Annotated in this window: 18 protein-coding genes and 1 pseudogene; 1 reads left to right on the forward strand and 18 read right to left on the reverse strand. The window is 40.8% G+C overall.

The genetic code is table 11. The features are described 5' to 3' along the window. Nucleotides 1–2: 2 nt before the first annotated feature. The 7 genes from fliI to flgB form a co-directional block, all read right to left on the reverse strand. Entirely contained in the window at nt 3–1322 is a 1320-nt protein-coding gene (gene fliI / locus ACFRAK_RS05265; RefSeq protein WP_387599879.1) for a flagellar protein export ATPase FliI, read from the reverse strand. 2 nt (nt 1323–1324) lie between these two features. Then, nucleotides 1325–2089 (reverse strand): flagellar assembly protein FliH, encoded by a 765-nt coding sequence (gene fliH, locus ACFRAK_RS05270; RefSeq protein WP_394571390.1) that lies wholly within the window; start codon nt 2087–2089, stop codon nt 1325–1327. After that, entirely contained in the window at nt 2082–3101 is a 1020-nt protein-coding gene (gene fliG, locus ACFRAK_RS05275) for a flagellar motor switch protein FliG (RefSeq protein ID WP_260284247.1), read from the reverse strand. The genes fliH and fliG overlap by 8 nt, the downstream gene beginning before the upstream one ends. A 13-nt stretch (nt 3102–3114) precedes the next feature. Continuing rightward, on the reverse strand, nt 3115–4713 hold the full coding sequence (gene fliF / locus ACFRAK_RS05280; protein ID WP_387599873.1) for a flagellar basal-body MS-ring/collar protein FliF: 1599 nt from the start codon (nt 4711–4713) through the stop codon (nt 3115–3117). A 90-nt stretch (nt 4714–4803) separates the two neighbouring features. Beyond that, entirely contained in the window at nt 4804–5112 is a 309-nt protein-coding gene (gene fliE / locus ACFRAK_RS05285) for a flagellar hook-basal body complex protein FliE (RefSeq protein ID WP_483878283.1), read from the reverse strand. Nucleotides 5113–5135: 23 nt separating this feature from the next. Then, nucleotides 5136–5594 (reverse strand): flagellar basal body rod protein FlgC, encoded by a 459-nt coding sequence (gene flgC, locus ACFRAK_RS05290; RefSeq protein WP_387599871.1) that lies wholly within the window; start codon nt 5592–5594, stop codon nt 5136–5138. Beyond that, on the reverse strand, nt 5594–5989 hold the full coding sequence (gene flgB / locus ACFRAK_RS05295) for a flagellar basal body rod protein FlgB (RefSeq protein ID WP_192204018.1): 396 nt from the start codon (nt 5987–5989) through the stop codon (nt 5594–5596). The genes flgC and flgB overlap by 1 nt, the downstream gene beginning before the upstream one ends. Before the next feature lie 1025 nt (nt 5990–7014). Between flgB and ACFRAK_RS05300 the strand changes: the two are divergent. Then, a pseudogene (locus ACFRAK_RS05300) lies at nt 7015–7363 on the forward strand (transposase); the annotation flags it as partial. Nucleotides 7364–7669: 306 nt separating this feature from the next. Here the strand turns inward: ACFRAK_RS05300 and codY are convergent. The 11 genes from codY to ACFRAK_RS05355 all read right to left on the reverse strand — a co-directional run bounded on the left by codY (nt 7670) and on the right by ACFRAK_RS05355 (nt 21296). Then, complete coding sequence (gene codY, locus ACFRAK_RS05305) at nt 7670–8449, reverse strand: GTP-sensing pleiotropic transcriptional regulator CodY (RefSeq protein WP_057278408.1); 780 nt, start codon at nt 8447–8449, stop codon at nt 7670–7672. A gap of 109 nt (nt 8450–8558) precedes the next feature. After that, nucleotides 8559–9968 carry an ATP-dependent protease ATPase subunit HslU gene (gene hslU, locus ACFRAK_RS05310; RefSeq protein WP_387599865.1) on the reverse strand — a complete coding sequence of 470 codons (1410 nt, stop codon included), beginning with the start codon at nt 9966–9968 and terminating at the stop codon, nt 8559–8561. Nucleotides 9969–9980: 12 nt separating this feature from the next. Continuing rightward, nucleotides 9981–10508: an HslVU peptidase proteolytic subunit gene (gene hslV / locus ACFRAK_RS05315; protein ID WP_048684874.1), complete on the reverse strand. Its 528-nt coding sequence runs from the start codon at nt 10506–10508 to the stop codon at nt 9981–9983. 20 nt (nt 10509–10528) lie between these two features. Then, the gene (gene xerC / locus ACFRAK_RS05320) at nt 10529–11431 is read right to left on the reverse strand and encodes a tyrosine recombinase XerC (RefSeq protein ID WP_394571391.1); all 903 of its coding nucleotides are present in this window, start codon (nt 11429–11431) and stop codon (nt 10529–10531) included. A 59-nt stretch (nt 11432–11490) separates the two neighbouring features. After that, nucleotides 11491–12798 (reverse strand): FADH(2)-oxidizing methylenetetrahydrofolate--tRNA-(uracil(54)-C(5))-methyltransferase TrmFO, encoded by a 1308-nt coding sequence (gene trmFO, locus ACFRAK_RS05325; RefSeq protein ID WP_394571393.1) that lies wholly within the window; start codon nt 12796–12798, stop codon nt 11491–11493. 426 nt (nt 12799–13224) lie between these two features. Continuing rightward, nucleotides 13225–15300 carry a type I DNA topoisomerase gene (gene topA / locus ACFRAK_RS05330; RefSeq protein ID WP_387599861.1) on the reverse strand — a complete coding sequence of 692 codons (2076 nt, stop codon included), beginning with the start codon at nt 15298–15300 and terminating at the stop codon, nt 13225–13227. 264 nt (nt 15301–15564) lie between these two features. Beyond that, a complete protein-coding gene (gene dprA, locus ACFRAK_RS05335) occupies nt 15565–16431 on the reverse strand; it encodes a DNA-processing protein DprA (protein ID WP_394571395.1) in 867 nt (288 codons plus the stop codon). Between the two features lie 119 nt (nt 16432–16550). Beyond that, nucleotides 16551–17453, reverse strand: a complete 903-nt coding sequence (gene sucD, locus ACFRAK_RS05340; protein ID WP_192204013.1) for a succinate--CoA ligase subunit alpha — start codon at nt 17451–17453, stop codon at nt 16551–16553. A gap of 18 nt (nt 17454–17471) precedes the next feature. After that, nucleotides 17472–18632 (reverse strand): ADP-forming succinate--CoA ligase subunit beta, encoded by a 1161-nt coding sequence (gene sucC, locus ACFRAK_RS05345; RefSeq protein ID WP_076366553.1) that lies wholly within the window; start codon nt 18630–18632, stop codon nt 17472–17474. 475 nt (nt 18633–19107) lie between these two features. Continuing rightward, nucleotides 19108–19380, reverse strand: a complete 273-nt coding sequence (locus tag ACFRAK_RS05350; RefSeq protein WP_387599854.1) for an EscU/YscU/HrcU family type III secretion system export apparatus switch protein — start codon at nt 19378–19380, stop codon at nt 19108–19110. Next, nucleotides 19377–21296 (reverse strand): hypothetical protein, encoded by a 1920-nt coding sequence (locus ACFRAK_RS05355; protein WP_394571396.1) that lies wholly within the window; start codon nt 21294–21296, stop codon nt 19377–19379. The genes ACFRAK_RS05350 and ACFRAK_RS05355 overlap by 4 nt, the downstream gene beginning before the upstream one ends. Nucleotides 21297–21307 lie beyond the last annotated feature (11 nt).

The raw sequence follows: 21307 nt of genomic DNA on the forward strand, positions 1-21307 counted from the left end.
TATTAATCACCTTTCTCCATCAATTCGACAAGGGCGTTGATACTATTATCTTTGGAAGCTTTTTCATGGGTTCCTTGTTTCAAAAATGAAATGATTTCCGGATAGCGTGTAATCGAGTTATCAATTTGTTTGGAAGAACCCCTCTTATAAGCTCCTATATTAATCAAATCTTCCGACTCCATATAGGTTGATAAACTTGCCCGCAATTTTTCTGCAGCGTTTTTATGCTTGTCACCAACAATATTGTTCATGACACGACTAATGCTCTTTAATACATTGAGCGCTGGAAACTGTCCTTTATTGGCCAAGTTACGGTCTAGTATGAAGTGACCATCCAATATTCCCCTGACTGCATCAGCAATCGGTTCATTCATATCATCACCGTCGACTAGTACCGTATAAAAAGCTGTTATGGTCCCCAACTGATTTGTTCCCGTTCTTTCGAGTAACCTTGGAAGGATGGCAAAAACGGATGGCGTATATCCTTTGGTCGTCGGCGGTTCCCCGATAGCAAGCCCAATTTCCCTCTGGGCCATCGCAACCCTCGTAACCGAATCCATCATCAGCATCACATTCAATCCCTTATCACGAAAATATTCCGCAATGGCAGTTGCCGTCAAAGCCCCCTTTATCCTCATCAACGCTGGCTGGTCAGATGTGGCCACTACAACGATTGATCGTGCCAGCCCTTCTGGTCCAAGATCTTTCTCAATGAATTCTCGAACTTCACGGCCACGTTCACCAATAAGACCGATTACGTTTAAGTCAGCCGTCGTATTCCTTGCCACCATACCAAGCAACGTGCTTTTCCCGACGCCGCTCCCTGCAAAGATACCAACACGCTGTCCTTTTCCAACTGTTAATAAACTATCAATCACCCGAACTCCTACATCTATCGGTTCATTAATGGGGGGGCGTTTCATCGGATTCGGCGGATCTTGATCCACAGAAATTGTCGCGAGACCTTTTGGAAGCATTGAGTCATCAATGGGATGTCCCAATGGATCGACTACTTTGCCAATTAGCCTGCTTCCCACCTTTATCTCAAGGCTCCTTCCTCTCCCTTCCACGATACAACCCGGTGCAATGTCACTAACTGCTGTAAATGGCATTAAAATAACCATTTCATCACGGAAACCGACAACTTCAGCTAAAATTCGATTTTTCTTTTTTTGTATACCCGTATAGATATAACAAACATCACCTACAGAGCTTTCAGGGCCTTGGGATTCTATCATTAACCCCACAACACGTTTGACCCGTCCATAGTGTTTGAATGGATCAACTTCATCAACTAAGGGCAATAGGTCTCTAGTTTTCATCTTTACTCCCCTTCCAGCAATTCAGTTAGTTTCACTTTTATTTCCTGCAGCTGGCTGTCGACACTGGCGTCCATCCTTCCGTTTTCGGATTCGATGATACAGCTGCCTACTTCAAGCTCATCATCAGGAAAGATATACAACTCAGTATCTTTCGGAAAGATTGCCATCAACTCATCTTTGTGAGAAAGAATCGATTGATATTGGATCGGATGGGTATGCAATTGCACTTCACGGTAATCCCTTACCTCTTTGATGGCACTTTTGACGATGGATAAAAAAGACTCTTCATCTTTTTCAAGCTGTTGCCCGATAATTTTCTCTGCCACCTTCAGGGCAAGATTCAAAATAACGGTTTCAGATGATTCGATATTGTGCCGATAATCTTTTTTAGAGGACTCCACCACTTCTTTTGCGAAGGCTATTTCCGCTGCAATCTCGTTATAACCCTTTTGGATCCCATCTTCGACCCCCTGCTGATACCCTTCTTTTTGAGCTTGTTCAATAAACATTGATTTTTCTTGATTCTCCCATTGTTCTCTGTCTTGCTGGATTTCAGCAGCAATTGCTTGGGCTTTTTGTTTAGCTTCGCGCAATAACGTTTCCGCTTCCTGTTTAGCATCATTGAGCAATTGATCAGGTTGAATATAATGAAGTTTTTTCCGCTCATCTGCATCATCATTTTGAAGAAAGTCGAAAGGGCGAACTTTTATTACGATCTTTTTGCTTTTCTCCTGGTTAGCCTGCTGGGATTTGATAATCCTAGACAATGATATCATCCCCTCCGCCGCGGGCAATCACGATATCCCCAGTTTCCTCCAGGCGTCTAATGACGGCAACAATTCTTGATTGTGCTTCTTCTACATCACGCAATCGAACTGGCCCCATATATTCCATTTCTTCCTGGAAGGTTTCAACCATACGATTCGACATGTTTCGGAAAACGATTTCCTTCACTTCATCACTAGCCACTTTAAGAGAAAGTTTAAGATCTTCGTTATCAGATTCCCTGACTACTCGCTGAATCGCTCTGCCATCAAGGGTCACGATATCTTCAAAAACAAACATTCGTTTCTTGATTTCCTCTGCAAGCTCCGGATCTTGGATCTCAAGTGCATCCAAAATCGTTCTTTCCGTTGAGCGGTCCACACCATTCAGCACATCTACAACAGCTTCGACTCCACCTGTCTGTGTATAATCTTGGGTTACAGTCGCAGAAAGTTTCCTTTCGAGTATTTGCTCCACTTCATTGATGATTTCCGGAGAAGTGCTATCCATTAAAGCAATCCTTCTTGCAATATCTGCCTGCACCTCTTGCGGAAGTTCAGACAATATTTGTCCAGCCTGTGTGGGATCAAGATATGACAGGATCAATGCAATGGTCTGCGGATGCTCGTTCTGGATGAAGTTCAGGATCTGTCCAGGGTCTGCCTTTCGTGCAAAGTCGAATGGCCGAACCTGCAAGGATGATGTTAAACGGTTAATGATGGCGGTTGCCTGATCAGTACCTAATGCCTTTTCAAGTACCTGCTTCGCATATCCTATCCCGCCCTGCGAGATGTAATCCTGTGCTAAAGCAATATTATGGAATTCTTCCAGAATTTCTTCTTTATCATGGGAGTCCACTTTTCTCACTCCCGAAATTTCAAGGGTCAATCTCTCAATTTCCTCTTCAGAAAGATGCTTATATACGGATGCAGAAACATCCGGGCCTAAGGAAATAAGGAGGATGGCAGCTTTCTGTTTGCCAGTCAATCCGGCCTTTTTTTTTCTATCTGTCACTTTCAAAAGCCTCCTAGTCTTCCGCTATCCAGCTTCTTAATAATTTTGCAAATTCATCCGGCTTTTCTTTTGCAAGCTTTTCCAGTTGTTTTCTTTTTAAAGATGCTTCCGTTTCCTTCTCTTCGTTCAAATCCGGAACATCGAATACGACTTCTTCCTCTTCAACCACGTACTCCTCTTCCATTTCAGCTTGCTTTCGGGATCTGAGGAACAAGATTAAGAGAATGATAATGGCAAGTATTAGCACTCCGCCTACGATGTATGCCCAGATTGGTAACGAAGGATTCGTTTCACCTTTTTGCAACGTCATTTTTCCGTTAAACGGTTGAACGGAAATCGCAATTTTATTATTAAGCTCCTCGTCCGTCAGTTCTTCACCTTCAGCTTTTTTCTCGATTGTCGTGCGTATTATCGTACCAAGGATTTGTGTAATATCCTCCATACTCTGTTGAGATAAAGAATTCGGATCATCAGCGGTGGGCGGTTCGACCATGACCTGAATACCTAAATCTTTAACCTTATATGGGCTTTCGACTATCTCCTTCTTGATTCGGTTCACTTCACTATTTATCGTTTCATCCACTTTTTCATAATCACCGGATCCGTTTGTACCTTCAGCGTATTTTGATCCCAATGAATCTGAGGAATCCTCACTTTGCGGCACGCCTCCTGCACCTGCTGCATCCCCACTATACGATTCATTGATCCTTTGCGCAGAAATCTCAATTCCAGCCATATTTTCTTCATCGACCGGTTCAACTAAATTCTCTTCCCGGTTTTCTTGAGTGAAATCAATGTCTGTCGTGACTGAAACAACCACTTTGTCTCTCCCCATTAACGTTCCAAGCATATTTTGCACCTGTCTTTGAATATCACGTTCTATTTCCTTTTTTATTTCATTTTGGGTGGCAAATGCCGACGCGAAAGAAGTATTTTCATTTTCAAGATCGAAATACTCAAACTCTTGGTTCATTATGACGATATTATCTGTAGGGAGATTCGGAACACTTTTTGAAACCAAATGATAAAGGGAATTGATTTGACTTTCTTCAAATTTATAACCTGGCTTCGTATTCAATACGATGGATGCTGACGCTTCCCCAGCTGAATCACTGACAAAAACTCCTTTATCAGGAAGAGTGATCATTACACTGGCATCTTCTACTCCATCAATCTTTTTTATTAAACTGGACAATTCCGTTTGCATCGAGTCCAGTTTAATGACATTGAATTCATTTTCAGTCATTCCAATACCAGCACTTTGACTAAAAAAGGAATAGTCGATATTGCCTGATTCCGGAATTCCTTCAGCAGCCAGTTCCACTTTAAGTGAATCAAGTCTTTCTTCAGGAACTTTTATGGTCGTACCATTTTCAGAAACTTCATTTGTAATCCCTTGACTGTCTAAATTCTCTTTAATGCTACCCGTTTCCGATGGAGTTAAGTTGGAATATAAGGGCACCAGCGTCGTACGCGTGGTTAAAATTGAAACTGCCGTAATGATGATGATAATTAATGCCGCTGAACCAATCATCATGAATTTTTGTTTTTTACTGCGGCCCGTCCAATAAGCAGTTATTTTGTTTTTAAAATTCACTAGTACTTCATTCATTTAAATCCCCCGGTCAGTCTATGAATTTATGATTGGGGGATTTTTCCCCCTGGTCATTTTTCTCTATATAATGAGGTTAAAAAATGAATGCTATATACTCATTCTCATCATTTCCTGGTAGGCTTCCACAACCTTATTCCGAACCTCTAATGTAGCCTGCATGGTAATGCTGGCTTTTTGTGAAGCTATCATCACCGAGTGAAGCTCAACATCCTCTCCATTAACCAATTTGGTTGTAAGGTCATCAGATGCCACTTGTGTTTCGTTAACTTTATTCATTGATTCTTTTAATACCGACGCAAAATTTTGCTGTGCTTCGTATGGTGTATTAGTCTTACTTTGATCTTTTTTCTGCACATTGCTTGCATTGTTCATTGCAGAAAGAGAAATCCCCTCCATATCAACAATCCCCTTTCAAACTTTTATTTTCCAATTTCCAAAGCTTTCATCATCATTCCCTTTGATGCATTTAAAACTGTCACATTTGCTTCGTATGAACGTGTGACACTCATTAAATCAACCATTTCCCGAAGCGGGTCGACATTTGGCATTTCAACATAACCATCTTCATTGGCATCAGGATGATCTGGATTATAATCCAGTTCAAAAGGTGTTTTATCTTTAACTATTCCAGTCACCTTCACACCATTCCCTACCTCGCTCGTTTTTTGGGATGCAGCGTTCAAGAAACTTGAAAAACCGTTTTCCTTACTTTGCAGCACAACCGATTTTCTTGTGTACGGCTTCCATTTTTTAGATTCGGCGTCATATTCCGCCCTGGTCGTATCGGTATTAGCCATATTAGCAGAGATTACATCCATCCTTAGCCTTTGACTCGTCAGGCTGGATCCGGTCATGTTTATACTTTGGAAGATTCCCATCACTTACCTCCTCTAATTACATTCTGCAATGATTGAAACTTACCTGAAAGCCTGTCGGTTACTGCATTATAATAAATCTGATTGGCAGCAAGCTCCGTCATTTCCTTATCAACGTCCACGCTATTTCCATTATTGTTATATCGGACATTTTTCTGCGTCACGATCTGAGAAGCATGACTCCCTTCTGATTTGAAGGGGAAATGTCGTTCATCGGTACGATATGAATCCAGTGATGATTCCAGCTCTGTCTTAAAGGATTGTGTTTTGTCGACCTCTTTAGCTTTATAATTAGGCGTATCCGAATTGGCTATGTTCTGTGAAATGACTTTTTGTTTTACATTAGAATAATTAAGGGCATTTTCTAGTGATTGAAAAGTATTTGAAAATAACTCCACATCGATTACCTCTTTCTATAACTAACATTTAATTACAATATCAATAAATTAATCCAGTGCATTTACGTTTTAATTTTAAAGAAACATTATAACTATGTCCATAAACAACACATGGACTTTAGACCTATTATCGTCGAAAATTGTCACAAATTGCTCAAATTTGTCGTGATTATTAGTATGATTACATGATTAATATTACGAAATATTACATTTTAATATGATTTTCTACATATTAACCAAATTTTCCTTCCATTAGCTTTTATATCATATCGAAAAACAAATCTATATACCTGATACTTTAGAACTAATTTTCGCATTTACTTTCAATTTATTATTTCAATTTAGTTGATTTCACCCTTTAAAGTAAAGGATTCATAAGAAAACAAAGGATTACTTCCTTTTTTCTTTTTTGAAAAAAAAACGTTTTTTTCAAAGCGCTGATTCATTCGACAAAATCCCCTAATGGTTAAAAACCGTAATCCATAGGGTTTTAAAAATCAAAAAAGGTTACAACAACGTTCTTTTTCACTATTACAACAGTTATAATAATATAATTACCCTTTTAAAGAAAAATTTAACTATTTTTTCAATTCTAATAGAAAACAAGCCTATATTCACATTTCCATTTAATTCGAATGACCTCTTTTTCCTATCTCTCCCTGACGTTCACCTCCTTTTGCTGATTAGTCCCAGAAAGCAACAGATCCAAATACCACAAAAAAAAGCAGCCTTTTTAAAGGACTGCCCAGACTGTAGACAAACTCGATGAAAACTTAGTTTGTCTACAGTTTCTTTTGGGGTTTGTGCAATTTGAACGTTGATTGGAACGAAGGGCACTCGTTTTCATCGGGCGGTCCGATGAGCCTCTTCGGCGCCTTTGCGCCTGTGGGGTCTCCCCTGGACTCACTTTTCTAAGCAGGAGTCTCGTACCTTCCGTTCCAATCAACTTTGTTATAGATAGAACCCTTTTTCCTAAAGCCTTTATTGTTTTAAAAATAGAATTAATAAAGCTCGAGGTGAAGAGGATGCTTTCTAAATATGATTCTATTCAACGTGATCAACTTGAAATGTTACTTTAGATCAACTAGTGCCTGCGAACCATTTGGTTCGTAAAATTGAGGCTGCCATTGACTTCACTTTCATTTATGAGTTAGTGAAAGATATGTACTCCAGAGATAGGACGCCCAAGTATTGATCCAGTTATATTAGTCGAATTAACTTTCATTCAATATACCTTCGGTTTTCGTTCAATGCGTAAAAACAATTGAAGAAGTTGAAACAAATATGGCTTACCATTGGTTCTAAGGCTATGGTTTCCATGATAAATTGTCAAATGCTCATTTTAGTACAGAAAGCAAAGACTATCCAAAACGACACGGCATTTCTAGCAAAAAATGTGGAAGAAGCAGATCAACTGCGTCATCATCAAGATGTAAAACCTTTATAAGCGAAGCGTAAAGAAACGATTGGGCGTGTATTCGCAGATGCTAAAGAAAAATGCATGGTTACGTTGGACTACTTTAGACATAAAAAATTGTCGATGCCGGCGATGCTTACTTTCGCTGCCATAAATTTAAAGAAGATGGCCAATTGGAAATGGCAAGGTCCAAATAACTTTAGGAGAAAAATTAAAAGGAATTTCTAAAGGCAGCCCTTTTTAAAGGACTGCCTTTTTTTATGTTAATTATTTTTAAGCTTTTCTAATTCAAGAAGGAATTTATCGTTCAATACTTTGATATAAGTACCTTTCATTCCTAGTGAGCGGGATTCAATCACTCCGGCACTTTCCAGTTTCCGTAGGGCATTTACGATAACGGAACGGGTGATGCCGACACGGTCTGCAATTTTGGATGCTACAAGCAGACCTTCATTACCTTTAAGCTCCTCAAAAATGTGCTCAATCGCTTCCAATTCGCTGTAAGATAACGAGGAAATTGCCATTTGAACGACAGCTTTACTACGAGCTTCTTCTTCTATCTCTTCTGATTTTTCACGCAGGATTTCCATGCCGACTACAGTCGCACCATATTCAGCCAAAATTAAATCATCATCATGAAATTTTTCTTGTAATCGAGCAAGGACCAATGTTCCTAAACGTTCTCCCCCGCCCATAATCGGTACGATCGTTGTTAATCCAGTTGCGAAAAGCTCTTTGTTTTCGACTGGGAAAGCAGTATATTCGCTTTCGATATCAAGATTCGAAGAGGTTTCAGGAATATTGAAGAGGTTTTTTGTGTACTCTTCAGGGAATTGTTTATCTTCCAACATTTTGTACATGCGTTCGTTTTCAATTTGCTGACTTACCGCGATGCCAAGTAATTTCCCGCGGCGGCTGACGACGAATACATTCGCTTCGATAACTTCACTTAAACTTTCAGCCATTTCCTTGAAGTTAACTGCTTTACCTGCTGCTTTTTGTAGCATTGCATTGATTTTTCTTGTTTTTGCTAATAAGTTCATTTGATTTGTTCCTCCTAAAAATACCATGGTTCACAATAACTATGAAGTTGTATTTCCGTAATTTTATGTTTATTGCATAGGCAAATCATTGCCAAGATTGTTTCTTAAATTAAAGGATAAACTGGCTTAAATCTTTGTTCCGGGCGATAGAACCAAGCTTACCTTCGACATATTGGGGTGTAATTGTAATCTTCTCCATCGTTATTTCCGGAGCTTCAAAAGATAAGTCTTCAAGCAACCGTTCCAAAATGGTATGAAGTCTTCTTGCACCAATATTGTCTGTGTTTTGATTTACTTCGAAGGCCACTTCAGCTATCTTACGAACAGCATCGTCAGAAAATTCAATTTCTATACCTTCAGTTTCTAATAAAGCAACATATTGTTTTAACAAGGCATTATCCGGTTCATGAAGAATCCGTACAAAGTCGTCTACAGTCAGTTTGTTCAATTCTACACGAATTGGGAATCTACCTTGTAATTCAGGGATAAGGTCGGATGGCTTAGCCATGTGAAAGGCCCCTGCAGCAATGAATAAGACATGATCCGTTTTAACTGAACCATATTTAGTCACTACTGTCGAACCTTCAACGATTGGCAGGATATCCCTTTGGACACCCTCTCTTGAGACATCCGCTGATGAACTTCCTGATTGCTTACTGGCAATTTTGTCTATTTCATCGATGAAAATAATCCCATTTTGCTCAGCCCCGTATAATGCATCGGAAGTGACTTCATCCATATCAATCAATTTAGCCGCTTCTTCATTTGTTAAAACGGTTCTTGCTTCACTTACTTTCAATTTTCGCTTCTTGCTTTTTTTCGGCATCAAGCTTCCTAAAGCGTCCTGCATATTCATCCCCATTTGTTCCATTCCCGAACCTTGGAGCATATCAAACATCGAAGCAGTCTGTTCTTCCACTTCGACCGTTATCATTTCACTTTCCAACTCACCATTAGCCAGCTTTTCAGCGACGATTTTTCTTTTTTCCTGCAAACTTAAATCTTCGGAATTTTCTTCCGGATCCTGTTCGTCTTGATTGTTATTGCCTCCAAAAAAGACTTCAAGAGGATTCTTGAAATTACTCTGTTTTTTTGTTGATGGCACTAAAAGTTCTATTAAGCGGCGATTTGCATTTTCTTCTGCCCGCTCCTTTACGCTGGCCATCTTTTCTTCCTTCACGAGGCGGACGGAAGTCTCCACCAAATCACGAACCATCGACTCAACATCCCTGCCGACATACCCGACTTCCGTAAATTTCGTTGCTTCAACTTTTACAAAAGGAGCACCTACCAATTTAGCCATTCTCCGAGCTATTTCTGTTTTCCCAACGCCTGTCGGTCCAATCATTAATATATTCTTCGGAACGACTTCATCACGAAGTTGATCCGAGAGAAGGGAACGTCGGTAGCGATTCCGAAGAGCCACTGCCACTGCCCGTTTTGCCTCACGCTGCCCTACGATATACTGATCCAGTTTTTCAACGATTTGCCTCGGTGTTAAATTAGCTTTTTTTGACATTTGCGCTCCTCCTTACAACTCTTCCACGATTATATTCGTATTCGTAAATACACAAATTTCCGCTGCAATTTGTAAAGATGATTGAGCGATTTCCTTTGCCGATAAATGGTCACTGGAAAACCGCATTAATGCCCTGCCGGCAGCAAGGGCATAATTCCCACCCGATCCTATGGCGAGAATCCCGTCATCCGGTTCAATTACTTCCCCGGTGCCAGAAACGAGCAGTAAATGATTCTTATCCATTACGACCAGCATGGCTTCCAGTTTTCTCAATACATTGTCACTTCTCCATTGCTTTGCCATTTCGACGGCAGCGCGCTGAAGATTGCCATTATACTCTTCAAGTTTAGCTTCGAACATCTCAAATAAGGTGAATGCATCTGCAACAGAACCTGCAAAACCTGCAAGGACATTACCATTAAAGATTTTCCTTACTTTCCTCGCCGTATGCTTCATCACTACTGAATTTCCTAAAGTAACCTGCCCATCACCGGACATGGCACATTCACCTTTATGATGCACTGCAAATATCGTTGTCATAAAGTGTCCCCTTTCAACATTTAAGGCCGCGGATGTGATGCATTGTAGACTTTTTTCAATTGGTCTTTTGTAACATGCGTATACACTTGCGTTGATGAAATTTTAGAATGACCAAGCAATTCCTGAACTGTGCGAATGTCCGCCCCATTATTCAATAGGTGTGTAGCAAACGAATGCCTTAGCATATGGGGATGAAGACTTCCATCTGCGGCTGACTTTTTAATCAATTCATTCAATATATAGCGAACTCCCCTAGGTGTCAGAGGGTCTCCACGAAAATTAACAAATAAATAAACATGCGCCTTGGCGTCAGACGAAGTCAATTCCATCCTGGCTGTACGTATGTATAAATCTATCGCTTCCTGTGCATAACTGCCAACCGGAACGTAGCGATCCTTTTTTCCTTTTCCATGGATCAGTACCGTTCCTAAGGAAAGGTCGATATCCTGCAGTTTAATCTCACAACATTCACTTACACGAATTCCTGTAGCATACAATATTTCCAGTAAGGCATTGTTCCTTATTCCTATCGGTGAATCTTTCTTTAAAGTAGAAAACAACTGATTCATTTCCTTCTCATAAAGAAAACGTGGCAGTCTTTGATCCTTTTTAGGTAAAGAAGCCAAAGAAAAAGGGTTATCCTTCACATCACCTTCACGTAGTAAAAATCTATAAAGGCTCCGCAAGCAAGAAGTTTTTCTTGCTACAGTGCGCTTAGAAAGGTTTTTCTCATATAAATTCGTCAAATATAACCGGACATCCAAATATTCAACGGACGTGATATCCTCAATGCCCTGTTCATTAAGGAACAGAAAAAATTCGTGAATATCACGTTTATAATTTTCAATGGTGTATTGTGAACTGTTTTTTTCAATCTGTAAATATTCGATGAAGGATGATAATGCCTTTTTTTGATTAATCATGGAAACACCTCGCAAAGGCTAATAAATAGTATCATACTTTAAAACAGCAGGCAAATATTTTACAAATTTTTCACAAAGTTCTGAATTGTGTCCAAAGCGCGTTTAGCATGCGTTTCGTTCCGCTCTTTTTTTGATTTGATTCTCACTTCTAGGTCTGGAAGCAATCCAAAGTTGGCATTCATCGGTTGGAAGCTCTTACCATTCGTCGAAGTTATGTACCTTGCCATGCTTCCCATCGTCGTCTCCGCAGGGAATATGATAGGCTCCAATCCTTGGACGATCCTTGCAGCATTGATACCTGCAACAAGTCCTGATGCAGCAGATTCTACATACCCTTCGACACCAGTCATTTGACCGGCAAAGAATAAATCATCCTGATTCTTGAATTGATACGTTGGTTTCAATACATTAGGTGAGTTTATGAATGTGTTTCGATGCATGACTCCATAACGCACAATTTCCGCATTTTCCAATCCAGGTATGAGCTGCAATACTTCTTTTTGCGGCCCCCATTTCAAATGTGTCTGAAAACCAACAATATTGTAAAGTGTTCCTGCCGCATCATCTTGACGCAATTGAACTACAGCAAAAGGACGTTTTCCCGTTTTTGGATCTTCTAAGCCAACTGGCTTCAATGGACCAAATAACATCGTTTTCTTCCCACGTGATGCCATCACTTCAATTGGCATGCAGCCTTCAAAAAAGATTTCCTTTTCGAATTCTTTAAGTGGTACTGTTTCTGCAGCGATCAATGCTTCATAAAAGCGGTCAAACTCTTCTTCTGTCATCGGACAGTTCAAATAAGCTGCTTCCCCTTTGTCATAACGGGATTTCAAATATACTTTATCCATGTTTATGCTGTCTTTTTCAAGAATTGGTGCGGCGGCATCATAGAAGTACAAGTATTCTTCATCCATGATTTGCTTTAAGCTGTCAGATAGTGACTGACTTGTAAGCGGACCGGTAGCAATGACGGTAGGACCTTCCGGAATTTCCGTCACTTCTTCATTAATGACCGTCACATTTGGATGATTTTTAACCCTTTCCGTAACAAGACCGGCAAATTCATGTCGATCAACAGCTAAAGCGCCGCCAGCCGGTACAGCACAAGCATCTGCTGCCGACATGATGACCGAATCCAGAATACGCATTTCTTCTTTTAAAACACCAACTGCATTTGTTAAAGTATTTGCCCGAAGTGAATTGGAACAAACAAGTTCAGCGAATTTATCGGTATGATGGGCTGGCGTTTGTTTTACAGGGCGCATTTCATATAGATCGACTTTAATTCCTCTTTTAGCTAACTGCCACGCCGCTTCACTTCCAGCAAGCCCAGCACCGATTACACTTACTTTTGTTTCTTTCATTTTTCGAACCTCCATGTATAGATATGATAAGACAGGAGCATTTATCATTAAAACTGCTTTTATTAACGTTTCATTTTTAACGATATCTATGTATTTATACCCGAAATACTCATTCCTGCTAATGATAATTTTAAAGCATATGCCTCAAGCCGGCATTCTTCCTGCAATCCATCTTTTCTAAAAAGGGTAACGGACACAAATAGGAATTATATCTTTAAAAGAATGTACTTGTCCACTGAATTTTACATCACATGGCCTAAATAAAAAAGTTTCAAGCTTTATCCATTTTCTTCTTGGAACCGAATTCACATATTATCATGATATCATACTTTCCTGAACATAAAGAAACCCGGCAGATGCCGAGTCAATTTATATCTAGGTTTTTTCGATAGCTCACAGGGAAAGTAAACGATTTCACGGTCTATTCTATGCTTGGGGCATTTCCTTGAAATCACAATCCATGCACTGGACCTGGACGCCTTTTTTGAGTTTCTTTTCAACAAGTGTACCTTCACATTTTGGACAACTCCGCGGAAGCGGTTTATCCCATGATATGAAGTCACATCCAGGGTAGGTATCACACCCGTAAAATATGCGGCGTTTTTTACTTTTCCTTTCAATGATGTTTCCTTCTTTACATTTTGGGCATTTGACACCGATTTCTTTAACGATTGGCTTTGTGTTACGGCAATCCGGGAAATTGCTGCATGCCATGAACTTTCCATAACGCCCCATCTTAAAGACCATTCCATGTCCGCATTCCACGCAATCTTCACCGGCAGGTTCATCTTTAATTTCAATTTTCTCCATCTCGACCTCAGCTTTGGCCAGATGAATTGCAAACTCTTTATAAAATTCATCAATGACCTTTATCCATTCGATACTGCCTTCCTCGACGCTGTCGAATTCCTGTTCCATTTTGGCAGTGAACTCTGCATCAAGAATATCCGGGAAGAATTCGCGTATCAATTCAAGAACGATCTCACCAAGCTCTGTTGGGATGAACCGTTTATTATCCAAGGTAACATAGCCCCGTTTTTGAATCGTATCCAAGGTAGGAGCATATGTAGAAGGACGGCCTATTCCCAGTTCCTCTAGGGTTTTGACAAGACGTGCTTCAGTATATCGGGGCGGAGGCTGTGTGAAATGCTGCTTCGGCTCGATATCTTTTGAAAAGAATTGATCTCCTTTTTTTACATCCGGAAGTGCATTTTCCTTTTCTTCTACCGAGTCATCGGACCCTTCAACATATACCTTCATGAAACCCGGAAATTTTATTTTTGAACCATTTGCCCTGAAGATGACATCCCCGTTATGCAGGTCGATGCTCATCGTATCCATGACTGCCGAAGACATTTGACTAGAAACGAATCGTTCCCATATCAATTTATAAAGACGGAATTGATCTCTGGATAAGAACTCCTTGACTATACCCGGTTCACGTAATGTGCTTGTTGGCCTGACTGCTTCATGGGCGTCCTGGGCATTAGTTTGTTTTTTCTCTTTGCGCTGTTCAGCCTGAACATAATCTTTACCATAATTATTTTGGATGAAGGTATGGACTTCCTCTTTCGCAACATCGGAAATCCGGGTTGAATCGGTTCTCATATAAGTGATTAACCCGACTGTACCTTCCTTGCCAAGCTCGATTCCTTCATAAAGCTGCTGAGCAAGCATCATGGTTTTCTTTGCACGGAAATTCAATTTACGTGCCGCTTCCTGTTGCAGGGAAGAAGTTGTAAAAGGGGCAGCTGGATTGCGCCTTCTTTCCTTTTTAGCCACGGCTCCTATCGTAAATTCGCCGCCATTTAAAGAAGCGAGCACTGTTTTGACGTCCTCTTCGGTATTTAATTCCTTCTTCTCGCCGCCAAGGCTGAAGAAGGAACCTTCAAACTGTTCTTTTCCTTTTACAAAATCAGCCTTGATTGTCCAATACTCTTCCGGGATGAAATCTTTGATTTCCTTCTCCCGGTCAATGATCATCCGTACAGCAACCGATTGGACCCGTCCAGCACTTAAGCCTTTTTTCACCTTTTTCCACAAAAGCGGGCTTATATTGTATCCGACTAAACGATCCAAAACCCTTCTTGCCTGCTGGGCATCAACCAATTTCATATTTATTGGTCTCGGCGATTTAAATGATTCTTTGATGGCCTCTTTCGTGATCTCGTTGAATACCACACGGCAATCAGAGTTAACATCAACATCAAGACTGTGAGCCAAATGCCATGCAATGGCTTCCCCTTCCCTGTCGGGGTCAGCCGCGAGATAGATTTTTTTCGCTTTTTTCGCAGCGGTTTTCAATTCTTTTAAAACCGGGCCTTTGCCGCGGATAGTTATATATTTAGGCTCATATTCATGTTCAACATCGACACCCATTTGACTTTTAGGCAAATCTCGAACATGCCCCATGGAAGCCTTTACTTTATATTTTTTTCCCAAGTAACGTTCTATTGTTTTCGCCTTTGCGGGCGATTCCACAATCACTAAGTATTCTGACATCCAATAAATCCTCCTCAAAGAGGTAATATAAATCTTCACTATTATTAATCATTCAAAAATCATTTGTCAACACCTCTTTACTTTTCAAAGCATGCTGATTCATTTATTAATAGGTATTTTGACAAGAGGTGCCATTTGCAAAACTTATAACAGTTTTACAATATTTTCAACCTTTTTGTCTAATAATTCAACCCATCCATCTAAAAAAGCACTTTTTTTCTATTCTCCTGTATGATTCTCCGTCTATCTTCTATATTATATTGTTCAAAACTCTTCCTCGATCTGCCTGGAACTCAAAACAAGTTTGGCACCATCGGAAATCAATTGATTGGTCCCCAGTGATTCAAGGCTTGTAACATTTCCAGGAAGTGCAAACACCTCCCTGCCATGTTCCAAAGCAGATTGTGCCGTAATGAGGGAACCGCTCCTTTCTTTTGCCTCGACCACGAATACTCCCTGTGATAATCCACTGATGATTCGATTCCTAAGCGGAAACATCCAAGGTTCCGCCTTCACTTCCGGTGGAGTCTCAGATATAAGCAGGCCTTTATTGACGATTTCTTCAGCAAGGGTAACATTGGATTTCGGATATATTTGCATAAGCCCTCCTCCTAAAACCCCAATCGTATCTCCGCCTTCCCTTAATGTGATCTTATGTGACTCTGCATCGATTCCAGCCGCCACCCCGCTTATGATCACGAACTTTTTCTTTACTAGCGGTAATAGAATCGATTTTAAGGCCTCCAGACCATACGAGGTTGGCTTACGTGTTCCAACAACACCTAGCGTATTCTTCCTTGTTAAAAGCTTCTTATCACCTTTATAATAAAGAACCCACGGAGGATCGAATATTTGCTTCAGCAAAAAAGGATATTCATCATCGAAGATCGTCAAACAATGGATTTTGCTATCTTCGTAATTTTTAAGTTTATCGATGGTATTGAGTGAATGTAAATCTTTGAGAAAGAGGTTGAGCTTATTTGAAGGGATAGGGAGCATTTTTGCCCATTCAACGTAACCCGTCGTGAATAGGGAAGATAATGACGGGTCTTTTGACATGATTGTTTGGATTGATTTCCATCCTGCCCCGCGGCAATGATGGAGATGGATTAACTTTTGTTTTTTATTCAATTTGAAACGCCCCTAACCGGATATTTTTAAAGGTAGGTTGATGGTGATGTACTCGGTATCTCCCGAGGAAAATGGAGGAAAATAAGACCGACCCCAAAAAAAGGTCGGCCCAGCTTAAATTAATGTGTTTTACAAGGTTCGTAAATCTCTTTTTCTTTCAAGACGGAAATCAATGTTTCACCCATTACGGATGGAGTTTCGGCAACTTTAATTCCACATTCGTTCATAACGCGGATTTTCTCGTCAGCTGTTCCTTTTCCTCCTGAGATAATGGCTCCGGCATGTCCCATGCGTTTACCGGCAGGAGCCGTACGGCCACCAATGAAACCAACAACTGGCTTAGTCATATTTTCCTTCACCCAGATTGCTGCTTCTTCTTCTGCCGTTCCGCCGATTTCCCCGATCATGATCACAGCATGTGTTTCCGGATCTTCATTGAATGCCTTCAATACGTCAATGAAATCCGTTCCATTAACTGGATCCCCACCGATACCGACAGCCGAAGATTGACCGATGCCTGCTTGCGATAATTGGTGAACGGCTTCGTACGTTAAAGTTCCTGAACGTGAAACTACACCTACATGGCCTTTTTTGTGTATATATCCTGGCATGATACCAATCTTACACTCTTCAGGAGTAATGACACCTGGGCAGTTCGGTCCGATCAAGCGAGTTTTTTTGCCTTCCATGTACCGCTTAACCTTGACCATATCCAGGACAGGAATATGTTCCGTGATACAAATGACAAGGTCAAGTTCTGCGTCTACAGCTTCCAGAATTGCATCGGCAGCAAATGGCGCCGGTACATAGATAACGGAAGCATTCGCACCGGTTTCGGTGACAGCTTCGGAAACTGTATTGAATACAGGTACCCCTTCCGCTTCTGTTCCACCTTTACCCGGAGTGACTCCTCCAACGATTTTCGTGCCGTATTCCAACATTTGTTTTGTATGAAATAATGCTGTTGCACCAGTGATTCCCTGAACGATCACTTTCGTATCTTTATTAATATAAACGCTCATTATGTTCCCCCCTGCCTATTATCCTACAAGTGATACTATTTTTTGTGCTCCATCAGCCATTGATTCAGCAGCCGTAATATTTAAACCTGACTCTTTTAGAATCTTTTTGCCAAGGTCCACATTCGTTCCTTCAAGACGAACAACAAGAGGGACATCCAAGCCAAGCTCTTTAGCAGCAGCCACGACGCCTGTTGCGATGATGTCACATTTCATGATTCCTCCGAAGATATTAACGAAGATGCCTTTAACATTTTTATCGGAAAGGATGATTTTGAAAGCCTCTTTCACTTTTTCCTCAGTGGCGCCGCCACCAACGTCCAGGAAGTTAGCCGGATCTCCCATATAGTGTTTAATGATGTCCATCGTAGCCATAGCAAGCCCGGCACCATTAACCATGCATCCGATATTTCCGTCAAGCGATATGTAACTAAGGCCATGCTTTGATGCTTCAATCTCTTTTGCATCCTCTTCATCCAAATCACGGAATTCCGCGATGTCCTTTTGGCGGTAAATCGCATTATCATCAAAATTCAATTTAGCATCAAGTGCCATTACATTTCCGTCGCCCGTAACCACTAATGGGTTGATTTCTGCGATTGAGCAATCTTTTTCAACGAAAGCAGTATATAAGTTAACCATCAGCTTGGAAGCTTTATTTATAAGTGAGGCCGGAATATTTATATTGAATGCAATCCTCCGTGCTTGGAAGCCAGTCAGGCCGACAACCGGATCGATTACTTCTTTGAAAATTTTCTCTGGCGTCTTTTCGGCCACTTCCTCAATTTCCGTTCCGCCTTCTTCAGAAGCCATCAACACGACACTATTCGTAGCACGGTCAAGGACCAGCCCGATATAATACTCTTTCGTTATGTCGCAGCCCTCTTCTATAAGTAAACGCTTAACTTCCTTGCCTGCAGGTCCTGTTTGATGGGTCACCAACGTTTTGCCAAGAATCTCTTCTGCATATGTACGAGCTTCATCAAGATTCTTCGCTACCTTGACTCCGCCGGCTTTCCCGCGGCCGCCCGCATGAATTTGAGCTTTTACGACAACAACTTCCGTACCTAACTCCTTCGCTGCTTCCACTGCTTCATCAACAGTAAATGCAACCCGGCCATTTGGAACGGATACCCCGTATTGTCGCAATATCTCTTTCCCCTGATACTCATGGATATTCATTTCCCATCCTCCTTATCTACTAAAAAACAACCTCGAAATTTAATGCGTGTTTTCTCTACCATATTACAACAAAATTCTCCTTCGTGCATAATTTTCTTTCTCGAAATTTTTAAAATATTATTATGATATACTTCTATTCCTCTTTGTAAAATGGAAAAAACCTTCTTTTCCGTAGATTTTTTCTTGTTAAAATCATTTATTTTTGCTCTTAAATTCTATTGTCGTTACAGTTAAAATCTAGAGAAAATGCTACTATGAAAGCCTTTTCAACATATTGAATCAGAGTTCTTTTCATGAGAATCCACGGTTATCCTTGCCTGACCCTAAATAAAAGCAAAAGGACAAAGCCATTGCCTTGTCCTTTTGTAAATAGTTTAGTATTTTTTTAATATAATGAAAATACAATAGTGATTTCCCTAATATTCTACATAAACCAACATAACTCCATTTGGTGAAATCACAGATAACTAGGATCCTACCGATTCATGTCCTTGTCAACTTTATAAATGAATGCAAATACCTCTGCAACTGCTCCATATAATTCTTCCGGAATCGTTTGATTTATATCCAATTGACCTAAAAGTGCAGCAAGCGATTCGTCCCTCTGGACCGGTATATTCAGTTCCATGGCCGTTTTCAGAATATTTTCAGCAGTTTTACCTTTCCCCTTCGCCAATATGACGGGCGCTTTGGACCTTCTTTGATCATACTTTAAGGCAATGGCTTCTTTTCGTTGATCATTTATCATATTCGAATATCCAATCCGCTATATGAACCGGCTTCCGAAAAAGGAATCGGTTTCACCTCTAGGTCCCGCTCTTTTTCATTCACGGGTTTTACAAATGAAACCCCTGATAATCTGTAATCCATTTTTCCGAGATTCTCTCTTAGGATGTCAAGATATTGATCGGCTTCCTCTTCAAGGGCCGCACCATGCCCATTGATGACCGTCACTTTTATGATACGGTTTTGAACCTGCATGTCGATGACCGTTTCTTTAAGACGTTCCAATTCTAAATAAAATAGGACTCTGCAGTAATCCGGGTCTATTTTGCCATCTTTTGTTTTCCTTCCGCTCCATTGTAAAGTTAGGTCAGTTTGAATCGATCCCAAATTGAGTGGAAGTGTCAGGAGCAAATTCTGGATCGGCCCATTTTCCTGTGAAAGGATCTGTTGCGCAGTAATCCGATTCAGGATTTGTTCTGCCATCTCCTTGATAGATGCCGGAATTTGCTCATTCAGCAATTTAAGCAGCAGCGGTTTAAGTGTCTCTAAATCATTCGGGATCTCCTTCGTATCATCTCCAGAAAGATTAAGGAGTGCATGTTCCAGCTGAAGGCCAAGGACCTTGGTCATTTCTTTTAGTTGGTTTGCAACGGAAGGCCCGCTGGTGAAATCGATTGTTTGAAACTCAGCTTCCAGTACATGTGAAAGGACAAGCCTCTCATTATTCCTAACGTATTTGGCCTTAGAAAGCTTATTAAGCGACTGAAACAGTAATTCAGCCACCTTACCCTTCGACTCCTCTATTTGCTCTGTATCCGTATTCAAGTAGCCTATAAGGTCATTCACTTCTATTTTTCCGCCAATTGCCTTTTTAGCTGTTGCTTCGGTAAAAGCACTCTGTAGTAAATGAAAGACAAGAGGGGAAAGTTTTTCTGCAGAAATGTTTTTTCTCTGGATCGAGTGAAGATCGGCTGGCAGGTTTGCCCCCTTATGATCATGACCGGTAAATATGCGATCAATGGTCGTTTCGGCCTCTTCAACTTTTGCAAATGCACCGCTTTTTGTCCCGGAAAGCAACTGTAATCCTTGGTGTAATTTATCAATCACTGAATTCTTGGCCATACCGGACCTTGCCTCAGCTCCATCCATTAAGTTTTCCAGAAAGACAGCTTCTGTAATTCCCTTTGGAATTAAACCCGTCTTTTGAAGCAGGGAAAATGCACCAGATTTCATTTCTGGCGTTGAATCGGGATTCAGCCAAGTGGTCACTAGGTTTTGCAAACCATTTTGTTGAAGCTGGTTCTGTTTAACAACATGTAAAGAGTCCAATACATCCCTAAGCTTGACGGCAGTCCTCGTTACTGCTCCGAGATCTTGCAGCTGTTGCTTGAAGGCACTGAGTAGTTTGTGGAAAGGTTCACCTTTGGACTGCGTAAATAATGCATCAAATACATCTTTTACAAATGGCAGTTGCTGAATGTACATCGATTTTATTACAGGCAGACCAGCTTCTGCAGCATCAGCAGCTTTTAACCATTGTAAAGCGGACTGAAAGGTTTCCTTTGTTATCGGAGGCCTATTTGCCAAGAGGTATTCGGCAAGCTTCGAAGCGGCCGGTTCAGGCGTCATGTCAAGATGAGCGATCAATTGTGCAGCCTTTCCCTTTAAGCCGGAAACACTCATATCGGGGGAATCTAAAGCTTTTAACACGATCCTCCCCTCTATTGGGTGCTTCACTTGAAACCAGTACCTTTCTCCTGCCCGTAGCGGGATTTCGAGATTGGCAATCATTTTTTGATGGCCAATCTGTACTTCGGCCGTTTGGTCAGGAAAAACCTTATTCACCTTCCCGATAAGGATTTGTCCATTTTTCAAACTCACAGATCCTTTTACTTCAATGGGTGAAGAAACGGGTTGCCCGCTTGTTATGGATTGCACCCTCATCCCCC

The sequence above is a fragment of the Peribacillus sp. NPDC056705 genome, from assembly GCF_043656335.1.